The organism is Kitasatospora sp. NPDC101176, from assembly GCF_044768035.1.
GTDB lineage: Bacteria > Actinomycetota > Actinomycetes > Streptomycetales > Streptomycetaceae > Kitasatospora.
Genome location: NZ_JBIWPA010000012.1, coordinates 43,717 through 63,437, shown reverse-complemented (window position 1 = coordinate 63,437; position 19,721 = coordinate 43,717). Strand labels below are relative to the sequence as shown.

The window sequence follows — 19,721 nt, the reverse complement described above, 5'->3', positions numbered from 1 at the left end:
CGCTCCCCCGGCCGGCGGGGCACCGGCACGGTGACGGCGGCCGGCCCGGAGCACTCCGGGCCGGCCGCCGGCCATAGGTCGTCTCTATGACCCCATAGACCAGCACCGCCTACACCTCCGCGGGCCCGCCGGGTTGGCTGCAGGGACGTCCCCGTCCGCCTCCCCGCTGCGCCCGACCGGAGGTACCACCCACCATGACCCGCCCGATCAGGGTCGCGATCGTCGGCGCCGGCCCTGCCGGCGTCTACGCCGCCGACGCCCTGCTGAAGTCCGACGCCGCCCACGCCCCCGGGGTCTCGATCGACCTGTTCGAGCGGATGCCCGCCCCGTTCGGGCTGATCCGCTACGGCGTCGCCCCCGACCACCCCCGGATCAAGGGCATTGTGACCGCCCTGCACCAGGTGCTCGACAAGCCGCAGGTCCGCCTGTTCGGCAACGTCGACTACCCGGACGACCTCGCCCTCGACGACCTGCACCGGTTCTACGACGCGGTGGTGTTCGCCACCGGCGCCACGGCCGACCGGGCGCTCGGCCTCCCCGGGATCGGGCTGGAGGGCTCGTACGGCGCCGCCGACTTCGTCTCCTGGTACGACGGCCACCCGGATGTGCCGAGGAGTTGGCCGCTGGAGGCCGAGAAGGTCGCCGTGCTCGGCGTCGGCAACGTGGCCCTGGACGTCGCCCGGATCCTCGCCAAGACCGCCGACGAGCTGCTGCCGACCGAGATACCCCCGAACGTCCACGCCGGGCTGCGCCGCAACCGGGCCGTCGAGGTGCACGTCTTCGGCCGCCGCGGCCCGGCCCAGGCCAAGTTCAGCCCGATGGAGCTGCGCGAACTGGACCACTCGCCGACGATCGAGGTGATCGTCGACCCCGAGGACATCGAGTACGACGCCGGCTCGATCGCCGAACGCCGGGCCGTCAAGCACGTCGACCTGGTCGCGGCGACGCTGGAGAACTGGGCGATCCGCGACGCCGGCGACCGCCCGCACCGCGTCCACCTGCACTTCTTCGAGTCGCCGGTGGAGGTCCTGGGCGAGGACGGCCGGGTCGTCGGCCTGCGCACCGAGCGCACCGAACTGGACGGCACCGGCAACGTCCGCGGCACCGGCCGGTTCCGGGACTGGGACGTCCAGGCCGTCTACCGGGCTGTCGGCTACTACTCCGACGAGCTGCCCAAGCTGCCCTTCGACCCGGTGTCCGGCACCGTCCCGCACGAGGCGGGGCGGGTCCTGGACGGCGACGGCTCGCACCGCGCGGCCACCTACGTCACCGGCTGGATCAAGCGCGGCCCGGTCGGCCTGATCGGCCACACCAAGGGCGACGCCAACGAGACCGTGGCCTGCCTGCTGGCCGACCACGCGGCCGGCCGCCTGCCCGGCGCCGTCGAGCCGGACCCCGAGGCCGTGGTCGCCCACCTGCGCGGGCAGGGCGTCCGGTTCACCACCTGGGAGGGCTGGCAGCTGCTGGACGCGCAGGAGCGCGCGCTGGGCGCGGCCGAGGGGCGCGAGCGGGTCAAGGTGGTCGAGCGCGAGGAGATGCTCCGGAACAGCGGGGCCTGAGCGGCCCCCGGCGGGACCCCGCGGGCTCGACGGACCCGGACCCGACGGCCCGGCAGCGGGTCGGGGCCCGGGTCAGGGGCGGACGATCGGCAGCAGCACCTCGTCCACGATCGCCGCCGGATCGAGCCGAACGGCCGTTCCGCCGCACGTCTTGATCCGGTACAGCATCAGCGCCGGCACCACGTCGGTGACCAGCGGGGTGACGGCCCCGGGGCGGACCTCGCCCCGGGCCGCACCCCGGGCCAGCACCTCGCCGATCAGTGCGGTGGTCGGCTGCACCACCCGCTCCAGCACGATCGCCAGGAAGACGTGGGCCCGCTGCTGGTCCAGCTCGCCCATGATCGCGCGCACGGCCGCGCCCGGTTCGCTGAACATCGCCGCGCGCAGCCTGGTCACGACCTCCATCAGGTCCCCGCGCAGGCCCCCGGTGTCCGGCGCCGGGCCGGCCGGGGGCAGGCTGGCCCGCAGCGCGTCCTTCACCAGCTCCTCCTTGGATGGCCAGCGCCGGTAGAGGGCGGCCTTGCCGGTCTGCGCGGCGGCGGCCACGCCCTCCATGGTGAGCCGGGCGTAGCCGTCGGCGGTGAGCAGCCGGAGCGTGGCCTCGAAGATGGCGCTCTCCAGCGCCTCGCCGCGCCGCCGCAGCGGGGCGGCCGGCGACCTGGTCGGGGCGGCGGCCACCGACCGGCGCGCGACGTCGGTTTCAGCGGGCATGGCTGCGCACCTTCTTCGGTCCCGCCTCTCGACACGTCCCTCATCACGGCCGCCGATGGGCGGCCCGTCATGAGCGGAGCCGTTTCCCGCCTCCCGGGAACACTGTCGATGTTAGTGAACGAACCCGTTCCGCCCCAACCGTCCGTCCACCGGTGTTCGACTGCAGCGTTCAGCAGGGCCCGTGCTGGGCGCGGGCCTCTGCGGCGGCCTTCAGGTTCGCCAGCCAGGCCTCCAGCCCCTGGCCCAGGAGCGCGGTCGCGACGGGGACGTCGGCGTCGACCTGAGGACCGGTGTGGGTCTCCTCGGTGCGCACCAGGACACCGTCCTCGACCCGGGTGAAGGTCCAGACGTGCACGCCGTCGATGTGCAGCCCCTCCCCGACCGCGGGGCCGGTCCAGCGGATGCAGGACCCGGGCCTGAGCTGCTCGACGGTCGAGGTGATCACCAGCTCGGTGGCCGGGGTCGCGGGGTTCGGCGGTACCGGCGTCGTCCAGCGGAACGCCGAGCCGGCTCGCAGCGGGCCGTCGTCGAGGCGCCGCGCGGTCTCCACCGGGGGCTGCCAGGACGGCCAGTCGGCCACGTCGGTCTGCACCTCCCAGACGGTGCGCAGCGGCGCGTGGATCACGGCCTCGGTCCGGTAGCGGACCTGCGCGCCGGGGTCGACGCCCTCGCCGCGGCAGGTCAGGGACGCGGCGCGGTGGGCGGTGGCGGCCCCGGCCGGCGCGGCGGCGCCGAGCAGAGCGGCCACGAGCGGGGCGGTGATCAGGGCGGCGCGGATGCGGTTGCTGCGGATGCCGGACACGGTGGTCCCCTTCGTTCGACTCGGAGATAGATACTCACGCGTTCGCTAGAAGGTATAACGGACGATCAGATGAAGGGTCAATGCCCGCGTGACAACCCCTAACGATTCCTTGATGCCATCGCCGTCCGATCCGGGCCCGCCCCACCCCGCCGCGGTGACATAGTGAGGCTCCTTTCCGGATCCCCCCTCGATCCCCGGAGCGTGACATCGTGAGCGTCGTCGTCTGGATCTCCCCGAGCACCTGGCCCGCCTGCGTCGACGCGGCGCGCTGCCACGCCCCGCCCGGGGCCGAGATCGTCCTGCTCCACGCCGTCGAACCCGCCTCGCACGCAGCGCCGGCCCACCCGGACCGGACCGGCCGGGCCCCGTACGACCCCGACGCCCGCCTCGACGAACTCGCGGCGGCCTCCGGCGAGGGCCTGCTCAGGGCCGCCGCACGACGCCTCGGCCGCCCCTGCACGGCCCGGGTGCGCGTCGGCCGCGTCGAGCGCGAGGTCGTCGCCGCCGCCGTCGGCGCCGACCTGCTCGTCCTCGCCCGCGGCGGCGACCGCCCGCACGGCCCCGACCGCGCCACCCGCTACGTCCTCGACCACGCCCCCTGCCCGGTCCTTCCGGTCCGGACCGGGCCCGGCACGCCGGAGCACCGACCCCTCGTCCCGCACCGCGGGGCTCATCCGATCGGATGGCGCGCCGCGACACCCGGCGCGCCCGGGTAGTACGGACCCGGACGGGCGGCCACCGGCGGCTAGGGTTCGACCCCGTGACCGGCAACGACCTGGTCCTGGCCCTGGTGGTTGCCACCGCGCTGGGATTCGACTTCACCAACGGGTTCCACGACACGGGGAACGCCATGGCCACCTCGATCGTCACCGGGGCGCTGCGCCCACGGGTGGCGGTCGCCGTCTCCGCGGTGCTCAACCTGGTCGGTGCGTTCCTCTCGACCGCGGTGGCGGCGACCATCGCCAGCGGCCTGGTCGACAGCGGCGACGTCACCCTCACCGTGGTCATGGCGGGCCTGACCGGCAGCATCCTGTGGAACCTGGCCACCTGGTACCTCGGGATCCCGTCCAGTTCCTCGCACGCGCTGATCGGCGGCGTGGTGGGCGCGACCATGGCGGCGGCGGGCGGCTCGGCCGTCAAGTGGCAGGGGCTGGTCGCCAAGGTGATCGTGCCCGCGGCGCTGTCCCCGTTCATCGCGGGCGCCATCGCCGCCCTCGGGACCTTCCTGGTCTACCGGATCACCCGCCGGGTGGCCGAGGGCCCGCGCTCCCACGGGTTCCGGATCGGCCAGGTCGGCTCGGCCTGCATGGTCTCGCTCGCCCACGGCACCAACGACGCGCAGAAGACCATGGGCGTCATCACCCTGGCGCTGATCGCCAACGGCACCCTGCACGCCGGTGCGACCTCCCCGCCCTGGGTCATCACCTCCTGCGCGGTGGCGATCTCGCTCGGCACCTACATCGGCGGGTGGCGGGTCATCAGGGCGCTCGGCAAGGGGCTCGTGGAGATCGAGGCGCCGCAGGGGATGGCCAGCGAGTCGGCCTCGGCGGCCGTCATCCTCTCCTCCACGGACTTCGGCTACTCGCTCTCCACCACCCACGTGGCCACCGGGTCGATCCTGGGCTCCGGGGTCGGCAAGAAGGACGCGGAGGTGCGCTGGCACATCGCCCGCCGGATGGTGACGGCCTGGCTGTTCACCCTGCCCGCCGCGGGGCTGATGGGCGCCCTCGCCTACTGGGTCGCCAACGGGATCGGCGGCACGGCGGGCGTGGTGACCATCTTCGTCGTGCTGATCCTGGCCTCGGTCGCCTTCTTCGCGGCCTCCCGCCACCCGGCCGTGACCCCGGAGAACGTCAACGCCGCCTGGACCGGATCGGTCGTCCCGGCACCCGAGCAGGACGAGGTGGCCTCGTGAACAGCTGGATCAACCTCGACGCGCTCTGGCGGATCATCGTGGTCGGGCTGCTCGCCGGCGCCGGCCTCCCCGCGCTGTTCGCGGTCGGCCTGCTCGCGCTCGCCCCGCAGTCCCGCCCGGACGCGCCCGGCACCGACCGGCCGACCGCCGGCGTGCTCGGGTACGCCGTCGCCGGACTCTGCTTCGCCGTGGTGCTCGCCGCGATCGGCTGGGGCATCGCGGTGATCGTCAACCACAGCTGAGCACCCCGGGCGGCGCGGCGGCCTTCAGGACGTGGCGGCCCGGCGCAACCCGTAGGCGGCCGCGCCGACGGCCAGCACGGCCGCGCCGGAGAGCACCGAGGCGAGCGGCAGGGCGGCGGCCAGCGCCAGGCAGCCCGCCAGGCCGAGCGCGGGGACGACCCGCGGCGGGCGGCCCTCGGCCCGGGTGAGCGTCCAGGCCGAGGCGTTCGCGACGGCGTAGTAGGCCAGCACCCCGAAGGAGGAGAAGCCGATCGCCCCGCGCAGGTCGGCGCTCGCCGCCGCGACCGCCACCACGGCGCCGACCGCCAGCTCCGCCCGGTGCGGCACGCGGTAGCGCGGGTGGACCGCGGCCAGCACGTGCGGCAGGTGCCGGTCGCGGGCCATCGCGAAGGCCGTCCGGGAGACTCCGAGGATCAGCGCCAGCAGCGAACCGAGCGCGGCCACCGCCGCCCCCGCCCGGACCACCGGGACCAGCCCGTCCGCACCGGCCGCGCGCACCGCCTCGGACAGCGGCGCCGCGGCCGCGGCCAGCCGCTCGGGCCCGAGCACCGCCAGGACGGCCACGGCGACCAGGGCGTAGACGACGAGGGTGAGGCCCAGGGCCAGCGGGACGGCCCTCGGAATGGTGCGCGCCGGATCGCGGACCTCCTCCCCCAGGGTGGCGATCCGCGCGTAGCCCGCGAAGGCGAAGAACAGCAGGCCCGCCGCCTGCAGCACGCCGTGCGCGGAGGCGTCGGTGCCGATCTCCAGCCGGGCGGCGTCCGCGCCCTCCGAGCCCAGCGCCGCCACCACGACGGCGGCGAGCACTGCCAGCACGACCACGACGATCCCCCTGGTCAACCAGGCGGACTTCTGCACGCCGACGTAGTTCACCGCCGTCAGGGCGACCACCGCGGCCACCGCCACCGCGTGCGCCTGCCCCGGCCAGACGTAGCCGCCCACCGTCAGCGCCATCGCGGCGCAGGACGCGGTCTTGCCGACGACGAACGCCCAGCCGGCCAGGTAGCCCCAGAACTCGCCGAGCCGCTCCCGTCCGTAGACGTAGGTCCCGCCGGACTGCGGGTAGCGGGCGGCCAGTCGCGCCGAGGAGGTCGCGTTGGCGTAGGCGACCACGGCCGCGAGGGCCAGCCCCGGCAGGAGTCCGGAGCCGGCCGCGCCGGCCGCCGGTGCCAGTGCGGCGAAGATCCCGGCCCCGATCATCGAGCCCAGCCCGATCACCACGGCGTCGAACAACCCCAGCTGACGGCGCAGTTGCGGCTGGGCACTCCCGGCCGGTCGGTTCATGGCAGGCTCCTGTGTCGATCTCCGATGCCGGTGCACGGTATCCCAGCCCGGGAACGGGAGGACGGCCGCCCCGCGGCGCGACGGACCGGCCCGCCGGCGCCCTCTCCGGCGGGCTGTCCGGAAACCGCCGCTTGTCCGTAATGAACGGTTGTGTTCCCTATATCCCGGAGCTAGTGTCGTGGTAGTGGACGCTTCCGCCACCCTCCCGCCACCGTTCGCTCCCCAGCCACCGGGAGACCTGCCATGGCCACCTCGCGTGCCCTGGCCCAAGCTCCGCCCGCGCCCGCGCGCCGCGGCCAGCACCCAGGGATAGCCCTCACCGTCATCGCGGCCACCCAGCTCATGGTCGTGCTCGACATCACGATCGTGAACATCGCCCTGCCGCACATCCAGCAGGCACTGAACTTCAACACCACCGACCTGTCCTGGGTCATCAACGCCTACACCCTGACCTTCGGCGGACTGCTGCTGCTCGGCGGGCGGACCGGAGACATCCTCGGGCGCCGGCGGGTCTTCATCGCCGGCGTGCTGGTCTTCGCCCTGGCCTCGCTGCTCGCCGGCGTCGCACAGTCCTCCGCGTGGCTGCTGGCCGCCCGCTCCCTGCAGGGGCTGGGCGGCGCGATCGCCTCGCCGACCGCGCTGGCCCTGATCGCCACCAACTTCCGGGAGGGCCCGGAGCGCAACCGCGCCTTCGGCGTCTTCTCCGCCGTCGCGGGCGCTGGCGGCGCCATCGGGCTGCTGCTCGGCGGCATGCTGACCTCCTGGCTGTCCTGGCGCTGGGTGTTCTTCGTCAACGTGCCGATCGGCATCGCGATCGCCCTGCTGGCGCCGCTCTACATCAACGAGTCCGAACGGCACCCCGGCCGCTTCGACCTGGTCGGCGCCTTCACCGCCACGGTGGGCATGGTCTCGCTGGTGTTCGGGTTCATCCGGGCCGCCGAGCACGGCTGGACGGACTCGGTGACGCTCCTGTCGTTCAGCCTCGCCGTGGTGCTGCTGGCCGCGTTCGTGCTCAACGAGCGGCGGGCCCCGCAGCCGATCACCCCGCTGCACCTGTTGCGCGACCGCAACCGCTCCGGCGCGTACGGGCTGATGCTCTGCGTGGCCGCGGCGATGTTCAGCATCTTCTTCTTCGTGACCCTCTTCGTGCAGGACATCCTCGGGTTCAGTCCGCTCCGGGCCGGCTTCGCCTTCCTGCCGATCAGCGTGGCGATCATCGCCGCCGCCCAGTTCGCGGCCCGCAACCAGGTGCGGTACGGCCCCAAACCATTCCTCGTCACGGGTTCGCTCCTGGTGCTGGGCGGGGTGGTCTGGGCCGCCCAGACCGGCATCACCACCACGTACGTCGGCGGCGTCCTCGGCCCGACCCTGCTGTTCGGCCTCGGCATGGGCTCGATCTTCGTCCCCGTGATGCTGACCGCCGTCTCGCACGTCGCCCCGCACGAGACGGGCGCAGCCACCGGCATGCTCAACACCACCCAGCAGGTGGGCGGCTCGCTGGGCCTGTCGATCCTGGTGACGGTCTACGGCACCGCCAGCCGCAACGAGGCCCGGCAGCAGCTCGGCGCGTTCCTCCACCAGGCCACCCCGCAGCAGCTCGTCGAGTTCCGGGCGACCGGACGGCTGCCGGCGCCGTACTCCTCGCAGGTGCTCGTGCACGGCATCTCCAGCGCCTTCCAGATGGGGCTGGTGTTCGCGGCGCTCGCGGTGCTGATCGCGGTGTTCGTCATCAAGGTCCGCCCGGCACCGGCGCCCGTCAGTCCTTCGGGGGAGGGTGCTTGACAGGGCCTCAGGGGATCCGGGACAGTCGAGTTAGAAATGGTTTTCATCTCCGATAGAGGAGTATCACCCATGTCCCTCGACGTCTCCCCCACCCTGCTCGCCCAGGCCGCGCAGGGCAGCGTCGACCAGTCCGACTTCATCGACACCGTCCGCACCTCGCTCCCGTACGCCTACCGGGTCGTCTCCGGGCTCAGCGCCGAACTCAGCGCCACCGACGCCGAGTTCACCACCGACAACACCACGCCCAGCGACCACGAGCGCGCCCAGCTGCTGCGCGCGCTGGCCAGCAACGCCATCCGGGGCAGCCTGGAGGAGCACTTCGCCGTCAAGCTCGCGTTCGTCAACTGCCACCGCGTCGGCGCCTTCCGCCCCGGCACCGAGGACGGCGACGCCTACCGCGAGTTCACCTCCCTGCACAACCAGATCCGCAACCAGAGCCCCGAGCTGCGCAGCTGCTGACGCCGGGCAGCCCGCCGGCCGGCCCCCGCGCCCCCGCGCGGGGGCCGAGCCCTCGCGCGGCCCGTGACGGCGGTCAGGGTGAACCGGGGTTGCACCGTGTTGCGGGCGGGTGACACCGTGCCCGGCGATCTTGTCGGGGCGCGATCGGCTGCGTACGTTCGACCCGTACCGGCCGTCCCGGCCCTGCGGGGCCGCCCCACACCACACGGAGCACCCACCATGCTGCGGAAACTCGGCTTCCTCACCATCGGACTGTTCGACGAGGCCGACCCGCGCCGGGGCCACGAGGACACCCTCGACCTGATCACCCTCGGCGAGCAGCTCGGCTTCGACAACGCCTGGCTCCGCCACCGCCACCTCCAGTACGGCATCTCCTCGCCCGTGGCCGTCCTCGCCGCGGCCTCCCAGCGCACCCGCCGGATCGAACTCGGCACCGCCGTCACACCGCTCGGCTGGGAGAACCCGCTGCGCCTCGCCGAGGACCTCGCCACCGTCGACGTCCTCTCCGGCGGTCGCCTCAACGCCGGGATCAGCATCGGCCCGCCCACCCACTTCGAGAACGTGCGGGCCGCGCTCTACCCCGACACCGCCGAACACGAGGACTTCGGGCACCGCCGCGCCGAGCGGCTGCTGGAGCTGGTCCGCGGCGAGCCCGCCTCGGACTTCGTCGGCACCGACGGCATCGAGGTCTACTCCCGCCGGGTCCAGCCGCACTCCCCGGGCCTGGCCGCCCGCATCTGGTACGGGGCCGGCAGCCTGCGCTCCGCCCGCTGGGCCGGCGACCACGGGCTCAACCTGCTCACCAGCAGCGTCGTGAAGGCCGAGGAGTCCGAGGACTTCGCCGAGAACCAGCGCGCGCAGATCCGCGCCTTCCGCGCCGCGCACCCCGACGGCGATCGCGCCCGGGTCTCCCAGGGCCTCGTCGTCATCCCCACCGACGGCGCCACCCCCGAGCAGCGCGCCAAGTACCGGGCGTACGCCGAGGCCCGCACCCCACGCACGCTCGCCCCGCAGGGGCCGGCCCGGATGCTGTTCGCGCCGGACCTGGTCGGGACGTCGGCGGAGATCGCCGAGCGGCTGCAGGAGCACGCCGGGTACCGGGAGGTCGACGAGGTGGCCTTCGCGCTGCCCTTCACCTTCGACCGGGCCGACTACGGGCAGATCCTCACCGACATCGCCACCCGCCTCGGCCCGGCCCTCGGCTGGCGGCCCGCGGACGCCGGTACGGACTCGGACTCGGGGACCGGCACCGGCACCGGCACCGGCACGAACGGCTGACCGGGGGCCGCCCGCGGGCCAGACTACCGGCGCCCGGCCGCACCGGCCGGGAGCGGCGGCCGAGCAGCGGCACGGGCGGCAGCGCGGACGACGGGTCTGGTCAGATGAATAAGCGCTTGCTTAGAATCGGGCGGCCAGTGCAGCAGCGAGCGCGCCCAGGAGATGCCATGACCGCAGTCAACCGCCAGATCCGCCTTGCCCGCCGGCCGGTCGGGGAGGTGCGGGCGGAGGACTGGACCCACGGGTCCGAGGCCGTGCCGACGGCCGGGGAGGGCGAGTTCGTCGGCCGCACGCGCTACCTCTCGCTCGACCCGGCCATGCGCGGCTGGCTCGACGACCGGCCGTCCTACCTGCCGCCGGTCGGGATCGGCGAGGTGATGCGCGCCGGGTCGGTGGTCGAGGTCGTCGAGTCGCGGCACCCGAAGTACCGGGTCGGCGACCACGTGGTCGGCACCTTCGGCGTCCAGGAGTACGCGCTCTCGGACGGCCGCGGCACCCTGAAGGTCGACCCCGCGCTCGCGCCGCTGTCCACCTACCTGGGCGCGCTCGGCATGCCCGGCATGACCGCCTACTTCGGCCTGCTCGACGTCGGGGCGCTCAAGGAGGGCGAGACGGTGGTGGTCTCCGGTGCCGCCGGGGCCGTCGGCACCATGGTCGGGCAGATCGCCAAGGTGAAGGGCTGCCGCGTCGTCGGCATCGCGGGCGGCCCGGACAAGTGCGCGCTGCTCACCGGGGAACTGGGCTTCGACGCGGCGATCGACTACCGCGCCGAGGACGTCCGCAAGGCGCTGCGCACCCACGCACCGGACGGCATCGACGTGTACTTCGACAACGTCGGCGGCGAGATCCTGGACGCCGCGCTGACCCGCCTGGCGATGCACGCCCGGGTGGTGGTCTGCGGCGCGATCAGCCAGTACAACAACGAGACCGCCGTGCAGGGCCCGTCCAACTACCTGTCGCTGCTGGTGCGCCGGGCCCGGATGGAGGGCTTCGTGGTCTTCGACTACGCCCGCCGGTACCCGGAGGCCGCGAAGGAGCTGGCCGGCTGGATCGGCGCGGGCCGGATCAAGGTCAAGGAGCACGTGCTGGACGGCGGCGTGGACGACTTCCCGGCGGCCCTCGGGATGCTGTTCCGCGGCGAGAACACCGGCAAGCTGGTGCTGCGCCTGGCCTGATCCGCCGCCGCGGGCAGCGGTGCGCGCGCACCGCGGGCGGCCGCCGGAGGACCGGCGGCCGCCCGTGTGCCGGGTGCGCTCAGAGCAGGCGCTTGATCTCCCCGCGCGCCCGGTAGAAGCCGCCCGAGGCGGACTCCCGCACCTCGGCGACCAGGTACCGCGCCCCGGGGACCCGGATGTCCTTCGGGAACTGCACCCGGCGCGCCCGGTCGTAACCCGCCGACACCACCCGCACCCGCAGCCGGTTGCCGTCCTGCACGCACTCCACCTCGACCCCGGCACCGGCCGGCCCGTCGGCCGTGACGGTGACCGTCTCCAGGGCGGCGCCCGCCAGCACCGGCTCCCAGCCCGTGTCCCGCACCTCGGCCGTGGCCGGCAGGGTGCCGCCCTCGGCCGCCCGCACGGCGTGCTCGCTCGCGTCCAGGCAGGCCAGCGAGCCGTCGGTGGTGACGACGTACAGCCGGCCGTCGCGGTACTGCATGCTGTACGCCGAGCCGCAGCCGGTGGCGAGCTTCCAGAGCCGGGTGCCGTCGGCCGCGAAGCAGTAGACGGAGGAGTGGTTGTCCCCGGCGAAGACGTACTCGCCGTCCGGGGAGGCCGCGCAGGAGAACACCGCCGCGTCGCAGCGGTAGGCCGCCGTCTCGGCGCCGTCGGACTTGCGCAGCCGGTGCACCCAGCCGCGCGACGTCCCGGCGAACACCGAGTCGGCCTCCTGCCAGCCGAACAGCACCTCGCCCTTGGTGGCGGTGTGCCAGAGCTGCTCCCCGCCGCGGGAGGCGTAACGGGCGACACCGCGCGAGTGCCCGTGGTAGACGCCGTCGGCGTCGCAGCGCACCATCCAGCCGGAGTTCCCGTCGGCGTTTCGGCGCCACTGGAACTCGTCCTCGTGGTCCACCGTGGTGAGGCCGCCGCGCTCGTCGGCGACGCCGAGCACGCCGTCGTGGATGTCGAGCCAGAAGATGTCCACGTCCTCGGCGATCTCGTACGCCACCCGCGGCACCTTGCCACCCAGGTCGTAGACCTTGCCGTTGTCGCAGCCCGCGTAGATCCACCAGTCGTCGGCGACGATGCACTTGACGCCGTCCGGCAGGCCGAAGCGGGCGGTGACCTCGCCGTCGTGGGTAAGGGTGTAGACGTCGCCGCGCTCGTTGCCCACCCAGGCGTGCTCCTCGCCCACGAAGATGCCGAAGGCGGGCGAGCCGGAGCGGAAGCGCCACAGCAGCGGCGCCTGGGTCGCGGTGGAGCGGCTGCTGACGATCTGCCGGCGGGTCACCCCACGCCGCTCGCGCACGCCCTGGACGGCGGGCGCGTACCCCTTGCGCACCTTCTCGCCGATCTTCTTGGCCGCCGCGGCGGCCGCCTTCTCGGCGCTCGGGTAGCCGGTGGTCTTGCTCTGCCCGGCGTCGCCGATCCGCCCGTAGCGGACGGTCACCGCGGTGCCGGCGAGCCGCACCTCGTAGAACTTGTGCGCACCCCCCTCGTCCTCGGACAGTTCGAGGTAGGTGACCTGCTCTTCCACGGCAACGGACACGACGAATTCCCCTTTCGGGCAACGGAGATGACGGACACGGGCGGGGCTGCGGAGACGGCGCACCGGAGCCGGACGGCACCGGGAACGCGACCCGGGCCTGCACCCGCCGCTCACCCACGACCCCCAACCTAGGCCCCGGCACTGACAACGCGTACGCCGGGTGCCCACCGGAGGGCCGCCTCCCACTTGCCGCCCGGCGAACCGTTCTTCCTCCGTACATCTGGCCGTCGCCCTCCGCGCACGGTAGGGATCGGGTGGCGTTGCTAGAACCTCAGCGCCCGACCTTTCTTGTCCGTGGTCATGCCGCCGGGTCACGAGCCCGTGCGGCCGTCAGGAGGAAGCCCGATGCGGAGAACCCAGCGAGTTCGGCGCCGAGCGATGGCGGGGGCGGCCGCCGCGGCCGTGGTGGGGGCGCTGCTGGCACTGCCGGGGGGCGTCGCGCAGGCGGCCTCGCCGGACGTGGTGATCAGCCAGGTGTTCGGCGGGGGCGGCAACTCGGGCGCCCCGTACACCAACGACTTCGTCGAGCTCTACAACCGCGGCACCGCGCCGGTCTCCGTCACCGGCTGGACGGTCCAGTACGCCTCTGCGAGCGGCTCCTCGTGGACCAGGACCACGCTCTCCGGGACGATCGCGCCCGGGCACTACTTCCTGGTCCAGGAGGGCGCCGGGGCCGGCGCGGGCGCGGCGCTGCCGACTCCCGACGCCACCGGGACGATCGCGATGTCCGCCACCTCCGGCAAGATCGCGCTGGTCACCAACGGCACCGCGCTGACCTGCTCCTCGGGCTGCGCGACGCAGGCCGGCGTGCGGGACTTCGTCGGCTACGGGTCCGGCGCCAGCTCCGCCGAGGGCTCGCCGACCGGAACCCTGTCCAACGGCACGGCCGCCCTGCGCGCCGGCGGCGGCGCCACCGACACCGACAACAACGCGGCCGACTTCGCCGTCGGCTCGCCCGCGCCGCGCAACGCGGCCTCCACCGGCGGGGGCGGCACCGGCGGCACCCGCATCCACGACATCCAGGGCGCCGCCCGCACCTCCCCGCTCACCGGCAGCGCCGTCAGCTCGGTGCCCGGCGTGGTCACCGCCGTCGGCCCCAACGGCTTCTGGTACCAGGACCCGCAGCCCGACGGCGACCCGGGCACCAGCGAGGGGATCTACGTCTACACGGCCGGCGCGCCCGCCGTCGCCGTCGGCGACTCGGTCACGGTGAGCGGCACCGTCAGCCAGTACCGCCCCGGCGGCACCGGTGGCACCACCAACCTGTCGATCACCGAACTGACCGCGCCCACCGTCGGCGTGGTCGCCCACAACGCGCCGCTGCCCGCCGCCACCCTGGTCGGCGCCGGTGGGCGGGTACCGCCGTCCGCGGTGATATCCGGCGTCACCAGCGGGGACGTCGAGACCGCCGGCGGCTACCGGCCCACCACCGACGGCCTGGACTTCTGGGCGTCGCTGGAGGGCATGCGGGTCGAGATCGACAACGCCGCCGTCGTCGGCCCCAGCAACACGTACGGCGACCTGCCCGTCGTCCCGCAGGGCAGCACCACCCGCACCAACCGGGGCGGCATCCTGCTGCAGGCCGCCGACGGCAACCCGGAGCGGGTCACCCTCGGCAACGCGCTGGCGCCCACCCCCACCGCCAACGTCGGCGACACCCTCACCGGCGCCACCGTCGGCGTCCTCGACTACTCCTTCGGCAACTTCAAGCTGCAGGTCACCGCGACCCCGACGGTCGCCTCCGGCGGCATCGCCCCCGAGGTCACCGCGGCACCGACGGCCGGCCAACTCGCCGCCGCCACCTTCAACGTGGAGAACCTCGCCCCCTCCGACCCGCAGAGCAAGTTCGACGGCCTGGCGGCGGGCATCGTCACCAACCTGCGCTCGCCCGACCTCGTCGCCCTCGAGGAGATCCAGGACAACAGCGGCGCCACCGACGACGGCGTCACCGCGGCCGACCAGACGGTCGCCAAGCTCACCGCCGCGATCACGGCCGCCGGCGGCCCGGCCTACTCCTACCGCCAGATCAACCCGGTGGACGGCCAGGACGGCGGCCAGCCCGGCGGCAACATCCGCCAGGTCTTCCTCTTCCGCACCGACCGCGGCCTGAGCTTCACCGACCGCGCCGGCGCCGGCTCCACTACCGCCGACTCGGTGGTCAACGCCGGCGGCACCCCGCAGCTGGCCTACTCCCCCGGCCGGATCGACCCGACCAACTCCGCCTTCAACGCCAGCCGCAAGCCGCTCGCCGGGGAGTTCCGGTGGAACGGCAAGCCGGTCTTCGTGATCGCCAACCACTTCAACTCCAAGGGCGGGGACCAGCCTCTCTTCGGCCGCTACCAGCCGCCCGCGCACCCGTCCGAGGCCCAGCGCCACAACCAGGCGACGGTGGTGAAGGGCTTCACCGACCAGATCCTCGCGGTGGACCCGAACGCCTCGGTCATCGTGCTCGGCGACCTCAACGACTTCGAGTTCTCGCAGACCGCCGACATCCTCACCGCCGGCGGCTCGCTCACCGACCTGCCGCGCACCCTCCCGCTGCCGGAGCGCTACACCTACGTGTACGAGGGCAACTCCCAGGTGCTCGACCACATCCTCATCTCCGGCGCGCTCGCGGCGAAGGCCTACAGCTACGACATCGTGCACATCAACAGCGAGTTCAGCGGCCAGCTGAGCGACCACGACCCGCAGGTCGTGCGGATCCCGCTGCCCTGACGTCCCGTCCGCCGACGCGGTGCCGGCTCCCGCCACGGGGGCCGGCACCGCCGTCGTTCCGGCCCCGCCCGACCGTGCGGGGCCGCCGGGGCCGCGGTGCGGCGGGCCGCCGTGCCTGTTCGGGCAGTGGGTGCTGCCCGCGCGGACCTGCCGGGCCCGCCCGTCCTTCGGGTATGAGTGGGGGGAGCCGCCACCGCGAAGGAGCCCACCGTGCAGGCCCGAGACACCGCCAGGACCGCCGACACCAGGACGGACGAGTCCGCGGCCGCCCGTACGCCGGCCCGCCGCACGGCCGCCGCCCCGCCCGCGCTCGCCCTCCAGCGCAGCGTCGGCAACACCGCCGTGGCCCGGATGATGCGTCAGGACGGGCGGCCCCGGGCCGGGGAGACCGTCCAGCGGATGGCCGCCGCCGGGCCGAAGTTCCTCGCCATGAGCCGGGAGTGGTTCGCCGAGCACGGCACCGAGGTCTTCGAGGTCGACTACTACACCTTCCTCGACGCGAAGAACATCAGCACGAAGCCCCAGGTGCACGAGGAGGACTTCAAGGCCTCCGTGCGCGGCGAGTGGGAGGCCGCCCGGGCCGCGCAGGCCCAGGCCCAGCAGGACGCGGCGGCCGTCGTCGAACAGCGCCGGGCCTCGACCGCCGCCGACCGCCGGGACACCTGGCAGATGGTCGGCACCGTCCGCTACGCCAACGGCGTGGGCCTCGGCAACGCCGACCGCAACCTGGAGGACCAGGTCAGGCTCAACCAGATCCGGGTCAACACCTCCACCGGGCACGTCGAGCCGGTCCTCAACCGCCGCTACCACTTCCACGTCGCCGGCGGCTCCCACGGCGCGGCGATCGTCTTCCTGCTCGACGCGGACTTCCGGGTCGTCCCCTGCATCTACGACTACGCCGACTCGCGCTCGCAGAACCGCTACAACTGGAACAACAGCGGGACCAACTACGACAGCGGCGCGGACGTGCCGGGCCTGGCCGAGTCCGTCGCCCGCGCCGCGCAGCTGGGCAACGGCTGACGGCCGCGCGGCGCGGGCGGTCCCGGTGCGGGCCGCTCCGGCCGGGGCCGCGGGCCGCCCGGAGCCCGGTCAGGGCCCGGTGAGGTGGCGCAGGTAGGCCTCGGGGCGCTCCGGGTATCGGCGCCAGTGGTCGACGATCTCGAGGTCCTGCCAGCGGGTCGTCCGGACGCCGTGGTCCCCGACGATCACGGCCCGTCCTCCCGTGGTGGTTCGTACACCCTGTTCCGCTGCCGGGGCCCACGATAGGACGGCCCACCGACAGGCCCGGGGCCGACTCCCGCGGGCGTCGCCGGGCCGGGCTCAGGCGTCGCCGCGCCAGGCCGCCTCGCGCAGCAGGCGCAGTCCGTTGAGCCCGACCAGCACGGTGGAGCCCTCGTGGCCGAGGACGCCGAGCGGCAGCGGGAGGGTCGCGACCAGGTCCCAGAGCACCAGGGCGGTGATGAACCCGCCGGCGAGCACGAGGTTCTGGACGACCAGCCGGCGCGCCCGGCGGGACAGCTCGATCACCGCGGGGACGGTGGCGAGCTCGTCCCGGACCACGACCGCGTCGGCCGTCTCCAGGGCAAGGTCGGAGCCGGCCCGGCCCATCGCGACGCCGGTGTGCGCCGCCGCCAGTGCCGGGGCGTCGTTGACGCCGTCGCCGATCACCAGCACCCGCCGGCCGGCGGCCTCCAGCTCCCGGACGGCCGCGACCTTCCCCTGTGGCAGCAGTCCGGCGCGGACCTCGGTGATGCCCGCCTCGGCGGCCAGCCGGGCCGCGGCCCGCGGGTTGTCCCCGGTGACCAGCAGCGGCGTGCCGTCGGTCAGCCCCGCCAGGGCGGCGACGGTGGCGGCAGCGTCCGGGCGCAGCCGGTCGGCGGTGCCGAGGACGCCGACCGGCACGCCGGCGACCTCCACCAGGACGGCCGTGCGGCCGGCCTCCTCCAGGGCGGCGGCCAGTGCGGCCGCCTCGCCGGCGGCGCCGTCCGCGCGGCCGCCGAGCAGCCGGACCGGGGCACCGACGCCGACCACCCGGCCGTCGACGGTGGCGCTCACGCCGACGCCGGGGACGGAGCTGAAGTCCGCCGCGTCCGCGAGCGCCAGACCCCGGGTGCGGGCGGCGGCCACGACCGCGCGGGCCAGCGGGTGCTCGCTGGGGTGCTCGACGGCCGCGGCCAGCGCCAGCAGGGCGTCCTCGTCGAGGCCCGAGCCGGCCAGCGGGCGCAGCTCGGTGACCCTGGGGGTGCCCTCGGTCAGGGTGCCGGTCTTGTCGAGTGCGACGGCGTCCACCTGGCCGAGGCGCTCCATCACCACGGCGGACTTCACCAGGACACCGTGGCGGCCGGCGTTGGCGATGGCGGAGAGCAGCGGGGGCATGGTGGCCAGCACCACCGCGCACGGCGAGGCGACGATCATGAAGGTCATCGCGCGCAGCAGCGCGTCGGTCAGCGCCGTTCCGGCGGCCAGCGGGACGGCGAAGACGGCGAGGGTGGCGGCCACCATGCCGAGGGAGTAGCGCTGTTCGACCTTCTCGATGAACAGCTGGGTGGGCGCCTTGGTCGCGGAGGCCTCCTCGACCAAGGCGACGATCCGGGCGATCACCGAGTCGGCGGCGTCGCGCCCGACCCGGATCCGCAGGGCGCCGGTGCCGTTGAGGGTGCCCGCGAACACGTCGTCGCCGGGTTCCTTGGCCACCGGCAGCGGCTCGCCGGTGATGGTGGCCTGGTCGACCTCGCTCGCGCCGTCCAGGACCCGGCCGTCGGCGCCGATCCGCTCCCCGGGCCGGACCAGCACGGTGTCGCCGACGGCGAGCACCCCGGTGGGGACGAGCTCCTCCCGGCCGTCGGGGAGCAGCCGGGTGGCGGTGGCCGGGGCGAGGTCGAGCAGTCCGCGCACCGAGTCGGCGGTGCGGGCGGTGGCCAGGGCCTCCAGTGCGCCGGAGGTGGCGAAGATGACGACCAGCAGGGCGCCGTCCGTGACCTCGCCGACGGCGGCGGCGCCGAGGGCGGCGACGATCATCAGCAGGTCGACGTCGAGGGTCCGCTCGCGCAGCGCCAGGAGGCCGGCCCGGGCCGGTTCCCAGCCGCCGGCGGCGTAGGCGAGCGCGTACAGCGGGCCCCAGGACCAGGCGGGGGCACCGGCGAGGTGGAGCGGCAGGGCGACCAGGAAGAGCGCCGCCGCAGCGGCGGCCCAGCGGGCCTCGGGCAGCGAGAGCACCCGGGTGCGGCGCCGTGCGGCGGGGGCCGTGGGCGCGAGCGGGGGTGCGGGGCGCTCGGTCAGGGTGGCGGGCATGGCAGCAGGACCCTTCGGGCAGGGCGGGACTCTCGACCGATCAACCATACATGTACATATGAACGCACTTTCATTCATCGACCGCCGCGACGCGGCTCGGAAGCGGGCCGGATGCGGGGCCGCTCCGGGGCCGGGGCGGGCGCGGAGCAGCTGCCGGGCGGCGGGAGGGCGGCTCGCCGGACGGACTGCGGTGCGGTCCGCGGGGCACCCTCGAAAATCCGTTCCGGGGGTCGCCCGGCACCCCCTAAGCTTTACGATCATGCTTGCAAGACGACTGGCCGGGCTGCTCGTCGGCGCCCTCGCCCTCACCGCGGCCTGCACCGCCGCCCCGGCACCCGACCGGGCCGCGCCCTCCGGCACCCCGCCCGTCGCCGACGAGCCGTCGCCCGAGCCGCACACCCCGCTCGCCGTACACGCCCTCACCTCGGCCGAGCTGCAGTCCCGCTGGTGGGACTGGGCCACCTCGGTGGCGGAGGAGCGCAACCCGGTCACCGACCAGGACGGCCACCTGTGCGGTCAGGGCCAGCGGGACGACGTCTGGTTCCTGGCCGGCACCACCGGCGGCGCCGTGACCCGCAGCTGCAACGTCCCGGTCGGGCTCCCGATCGCGTTCCCGCTGGTGAACCTGTTCGGCGAGTCGTCCGACTGCCTGGAGTTCATGGACTCCGCACAGGGCAGCGCCACCCTGGACGGGCGCGAGCTGACCGCCGAGGCGCTCGGCTCCACGCCGATCCGGATGTACCCGCAGGAGGGCAACCCGTTCACCAGCGTGGAGGGCAGTGTCAACACCCACTCCTGCGGACTCTGGGTCCGGCTGGATCCCCTCGACCCCGGCAGCCACGAACTGACCCTGCGCGGCCGGTCCGGCGCCTTCACCACCTCGGTCGACTACCACCTCAAGGTCGCCCGGCCCGTCCCCACCAACGCGGCCTGACCGAGCGCCGGCCCGGCGCGGCGCACGCCGGGCCGGCGCTCGG

General features: G+C 74.4%; 16 protein-coding genes. 11 read left to right on the top strand and 5 right to left on the bottom strand.

Going from position 1 to position 19,721, the window contains the following annotated elements; all coding sequences use genetic code 11:
* Window positions 1-194: 194 nt before the first annotated feature.
* The gene (locus tag ACIRS1_RS18710; protein ID WP_402840922.1) at window positions 195-1,559 is read left to right on the top strand and encodes an FAD-dependent oxidoreductase; all 1,365 of its coding nucleotides are present in this window, start codon (window positions 195-197) and stop codon (window positions 1,557-1,559) included.
* A gap of 72 nt (window positions 1,560-1,631) precedes the next feature.
* On the opposite strand, the gene ACIRS1_RS18705 is transcribed toward ACIRS1_RS18710, so the two are convergent.
* The gene (locus ACIRS1_RS18705; protein WP_402840919.1) at window positions 1,632-2,270 is read right to left on the bottom strand and encodes a TetR/AcrR family transcriptional regulator C-terminal ligand-binding domain-containing protein; all 639 of its coding nucleotides are present in this window, start codon (window positions 2,268-2,270) and stop codon (window positions 1,632-1,634) included.
* 169 nt (window positions 2,271-2,439) lie between these two features.
* Complete coding sequence (locus ACIRS1_RS18700) at window positions 2,440-3,072, bottom strand: SRPBCC family protein (protein ID WP_402840916.1); 633 nt, start codon at window positions 3,070-3,072, stop codon at window positions 2,440-2,442.
* Between the two features lie 209 nt (window positions 3,073-3,281).
* Here ACIRS1_RS18700 and ACIRS1_RS18695 point away from each other — a divergent pair, with 209 nt between their 5' ends.
* From ACIRS1_RS18695 to ACIRS1_RS18685, 3 genes are read left to right on the top strand one after another with little or no spacing between them, the layout of a single operon-like run.
* Complete coding sequence (locus tag ACIRS1_RS18695) at window positions 3,282-3,788, top strand: universal stress protein (RefSeq protein WP_402840914.1); 507 nt, start codon at window positions 3,282-3,284, stop codon at window positions 3,786-3,788.
* Between the two features lie 44 nt (window positions 3,789-3,832).
* Window positions 3,833-4,987: an anion permease gene (locus tag ACIRS1_RS18690; protein ID WP_402840911.1), complete on the top strand. Its 1,155-nt coding sequence runs from the start codon at window positions 3,833-3,835 to the stop codon at window positions 4,985-4,987.
* The gene (locus ACIRS1_RS18685) at window positions 4,984-5,229 is read left to right on the top strand and encodes a hypothetical protein (protein ID WP_402840908.1); all 246 of its coding nucleotides are present in this window, start codon (window positions 4,984-4,986) and stop codon (window positions 5,227-5,229) included. The genes ACIRS1_RS18690 and ACIRS1_RS18685 overlap by 4 nt, the downstream gene beginning before the upstream one ends.
* Before the next feature lie 24 nt (window positions 5,230-5,253).
* On the opposite strand, the gene ACIRS1_RS18680 is transcribed toward ACIRS1_RS18685, so the two are convergent.
* Window positions 5,254-6,513 carry an APC family permease gene (locus tag ACIRS1_RS18680; protein WP_402840905.1) on the bottom strand — a complete coding sequence of 420 codons (1,260 nt, stop codon included), beginning with the start codon at window positions 6,511-6,513 and terminating at the stop codon, window positions 5,254-5,256.
* Between the two features lie 243 nt (window positions 6,514-6,756).
* Between ACIRS1_RS18680 and ACIRS1_RS18675 the strand changes: the two genes are divergently transcribed.
* From ACIRS1_RS18675 to ACIRS1_RS18660, 4 genes are all read left to right on the top strand, one after another.
* On the top strand, window positions 6,757-8,295 hold the full coding sequence (locus tag ACIRS1_RS18675) for an MFS transporter (RefSeq protein ID WP_402840902.1): 1,539 nt from the start codon (window positions 6,757-6,759) through the stop codon (window positions 8,293-8,295).
* A 69-nt stretch (window positions 8,296-8,364) separates the two neighbouring features.
* Window positions 8,365-8,754 (top strand): SCO5389 family protein, encoded by a 390-nt coding sequence (locus ACIRS1_RS18670; RefSeq protein WP_387904692.1) that lies wholly within the window; start codon window positions 8,365-8,367, stop codon window positions 8,752-8,754.
* Between the two features lie 219 nt (window positions 8,755-8,973).
* Window positions 8,974-10,032, top strand: a complete 1,059-nt coding sequence (locus ACIRS1_RS18665) for an LLM class flavin-dependent oxidoreductase (RefSeq protein ID WP_402840899.1) — start codon at window positions 8,974-8,976, stop codon at window positions 10,030-10,032.
* A gap of 167 nt (window positions 10,033-10,199) precedes the next feature.
* Window positions 10,200-11,207: an NADP-dependent oxidoreductase gene (locus tag ACIRS1_RS18660; RefSeq protein ID WP_402840896.1), complete on the top strand. Its 1,008-nt coding sequence runs from the start codon at window positions 10,200-10,202 to the stop codon at window positions 11,205-11,207.
* 79 nt (window positions 11,208-11,286) lie between these two features.
* Here ACIRS1_RS18660 and ACIRS1_RS18655 read toward each other — a convergent pair whose 3' ends face one another.
* Entirely contained in the window at window positions 11,287-12,738 is a 1,452-nt protein-coding gene (locus ACIRS1_RS18655) for a WGR domain-containing protein (RefSeq protein WP_402840893.1), read from the bottom strand.
* Between the two features lie 345 nt (window positions 12,739-13,083).
* On the opposite strand from ACIRS1_RS18655, the gene ACIRS1_RS18650 reads away from it, so the two are divergent.
* Window positions 13,084-15,453 (top strand): lamin tail domain-containing protein, encoded by a 2,370-nt coding sequence (locus ACIRS1_RS18650; RefSeq protein WP_402840890.1) that lies wholly within the window; start codon window positions 13,084-13,086, stop codon window positions 15,451-15,453.
* Between the two features lie 210 nt (window positions 15,454-15,663).
* Window positions 15,664-16,473: a hypothetical protein gene (locus ACIRS1_RS18645; protein ID WP_402840887.1), complete on the top strand. Its 810-nt coding sequence runs from the start codon at window positions 15,664-15,666 to the stop codon at window positions 16,471-16,473.
* Window positions 16,474-16,773: 300 nt separating this feature from the next.
* Here the strand turns inward: ACIRS1_RS18645 and ACIRS1_RS18640 are convergent, their stop codons facing one another.
* On the bottom strand, window positions 16,774-18,744 hold the full coding sequence (locus ACIRS1_RS18640) for a heavy metal translocating P-type ATPase (protein ID WP_402840884.1): 1,971 nt from the start codon (window positions 18,742-18,744) through the stop codon (window positions 16,774-16,776).
* Window positions 18,745-19,003: 259 nt separating this feature from the next.
* Here ACIRS1_RS18640 and ACIRS1_RS18635 point away from each other — a divergent pair, with 259 nt between their 5' ends.
* Window positions 19,004-19,678 carry a signal protein gene (locus tag ACIRS1_RS18635; RefSeq protein ID WP_387904709.1) on the top strand — a complete coding sequence of 225 codons (675 nt, stop codon included), beginning with the start codon at window positions 19,004-19,006 and terminating at the stop codon, window positions 19,676-19,678.
* Window positions 19,679-19,721 lie beyond the last annotated feature (43 nt).

Coding starts and splice junctions, on each gene's coding strand:
- ACIRS1_RS18710 (WP_402840922.1), top strand. CDS start 195: ATGACCCGCCCGATCAGGGTCGCGATCGTCGGCGCCGGCCCTGCCGGC.
- ACIRS1_RS18705 (WP_402840919.1), bottom strand. CDS start 2,270: ATGCCCGCTGAAACCGACGTCGCGCGCCGGTCGGTGGCCGCCGCCCCG.
- ACIRS1_RS18680 (WP_402840905.1), bottom strand. CDS start 6,513: ATGAACCGACCGGCCGGGAGTGCCCAGCCGCAACTGCGCCGTCAGCTG.
- ACIRS1_RS18675 (WP_402840902.1), top strand. CDS start 6,757: ATGGCCACCTCGCGTGCCCTGGCCCAAGCTCCGCCCGCGCCCGCGCGC.
- ACIRS1_RS18670 (WP_387904692.1), top strand. CDS start 8,365: ATGTCCCTCGACGTCTCCCCCACCCTGCTCGCCCAGGCCGCGCAGGGC.
- ACIRS1_RS18665 (WP_402840899.1), top strand. CDS start 8,974: ATGCTGCGGAAACTCGGCTTCCTCACCATCGGACTGTTCGACGAGGCC.
- ACIRS1_RS18660 (WP_402840896.1), top strand. CDS start 10,200: ATGACCGCAGTCAACCGCCAGATCCGCCTTGCCCGCCGGCCGGTCGGG.
- ACIRS1_RS18650 (WP_402840890.1), top strand. CDS start 13,084: ATGCGGAGAACCCAGCGAGTTCGGCGCCGAGCGATGGCGGGGGCGGCC.
- ACIRS1_RS18640 (WP_402840884.1), bottom strand. CDS start 18,744: ATGCCCGCCACCCTGACCGAGCGCCCCGCACCCCCGCTCGCGCCCACG.
- ACIRS1_RS18635 (WP_387904709.1), top strand. CDS start 19,004: ATGCTTGCAAGACGACTGGCCGGGCTGCTCGTCGGCGCCCTCGCCCTC.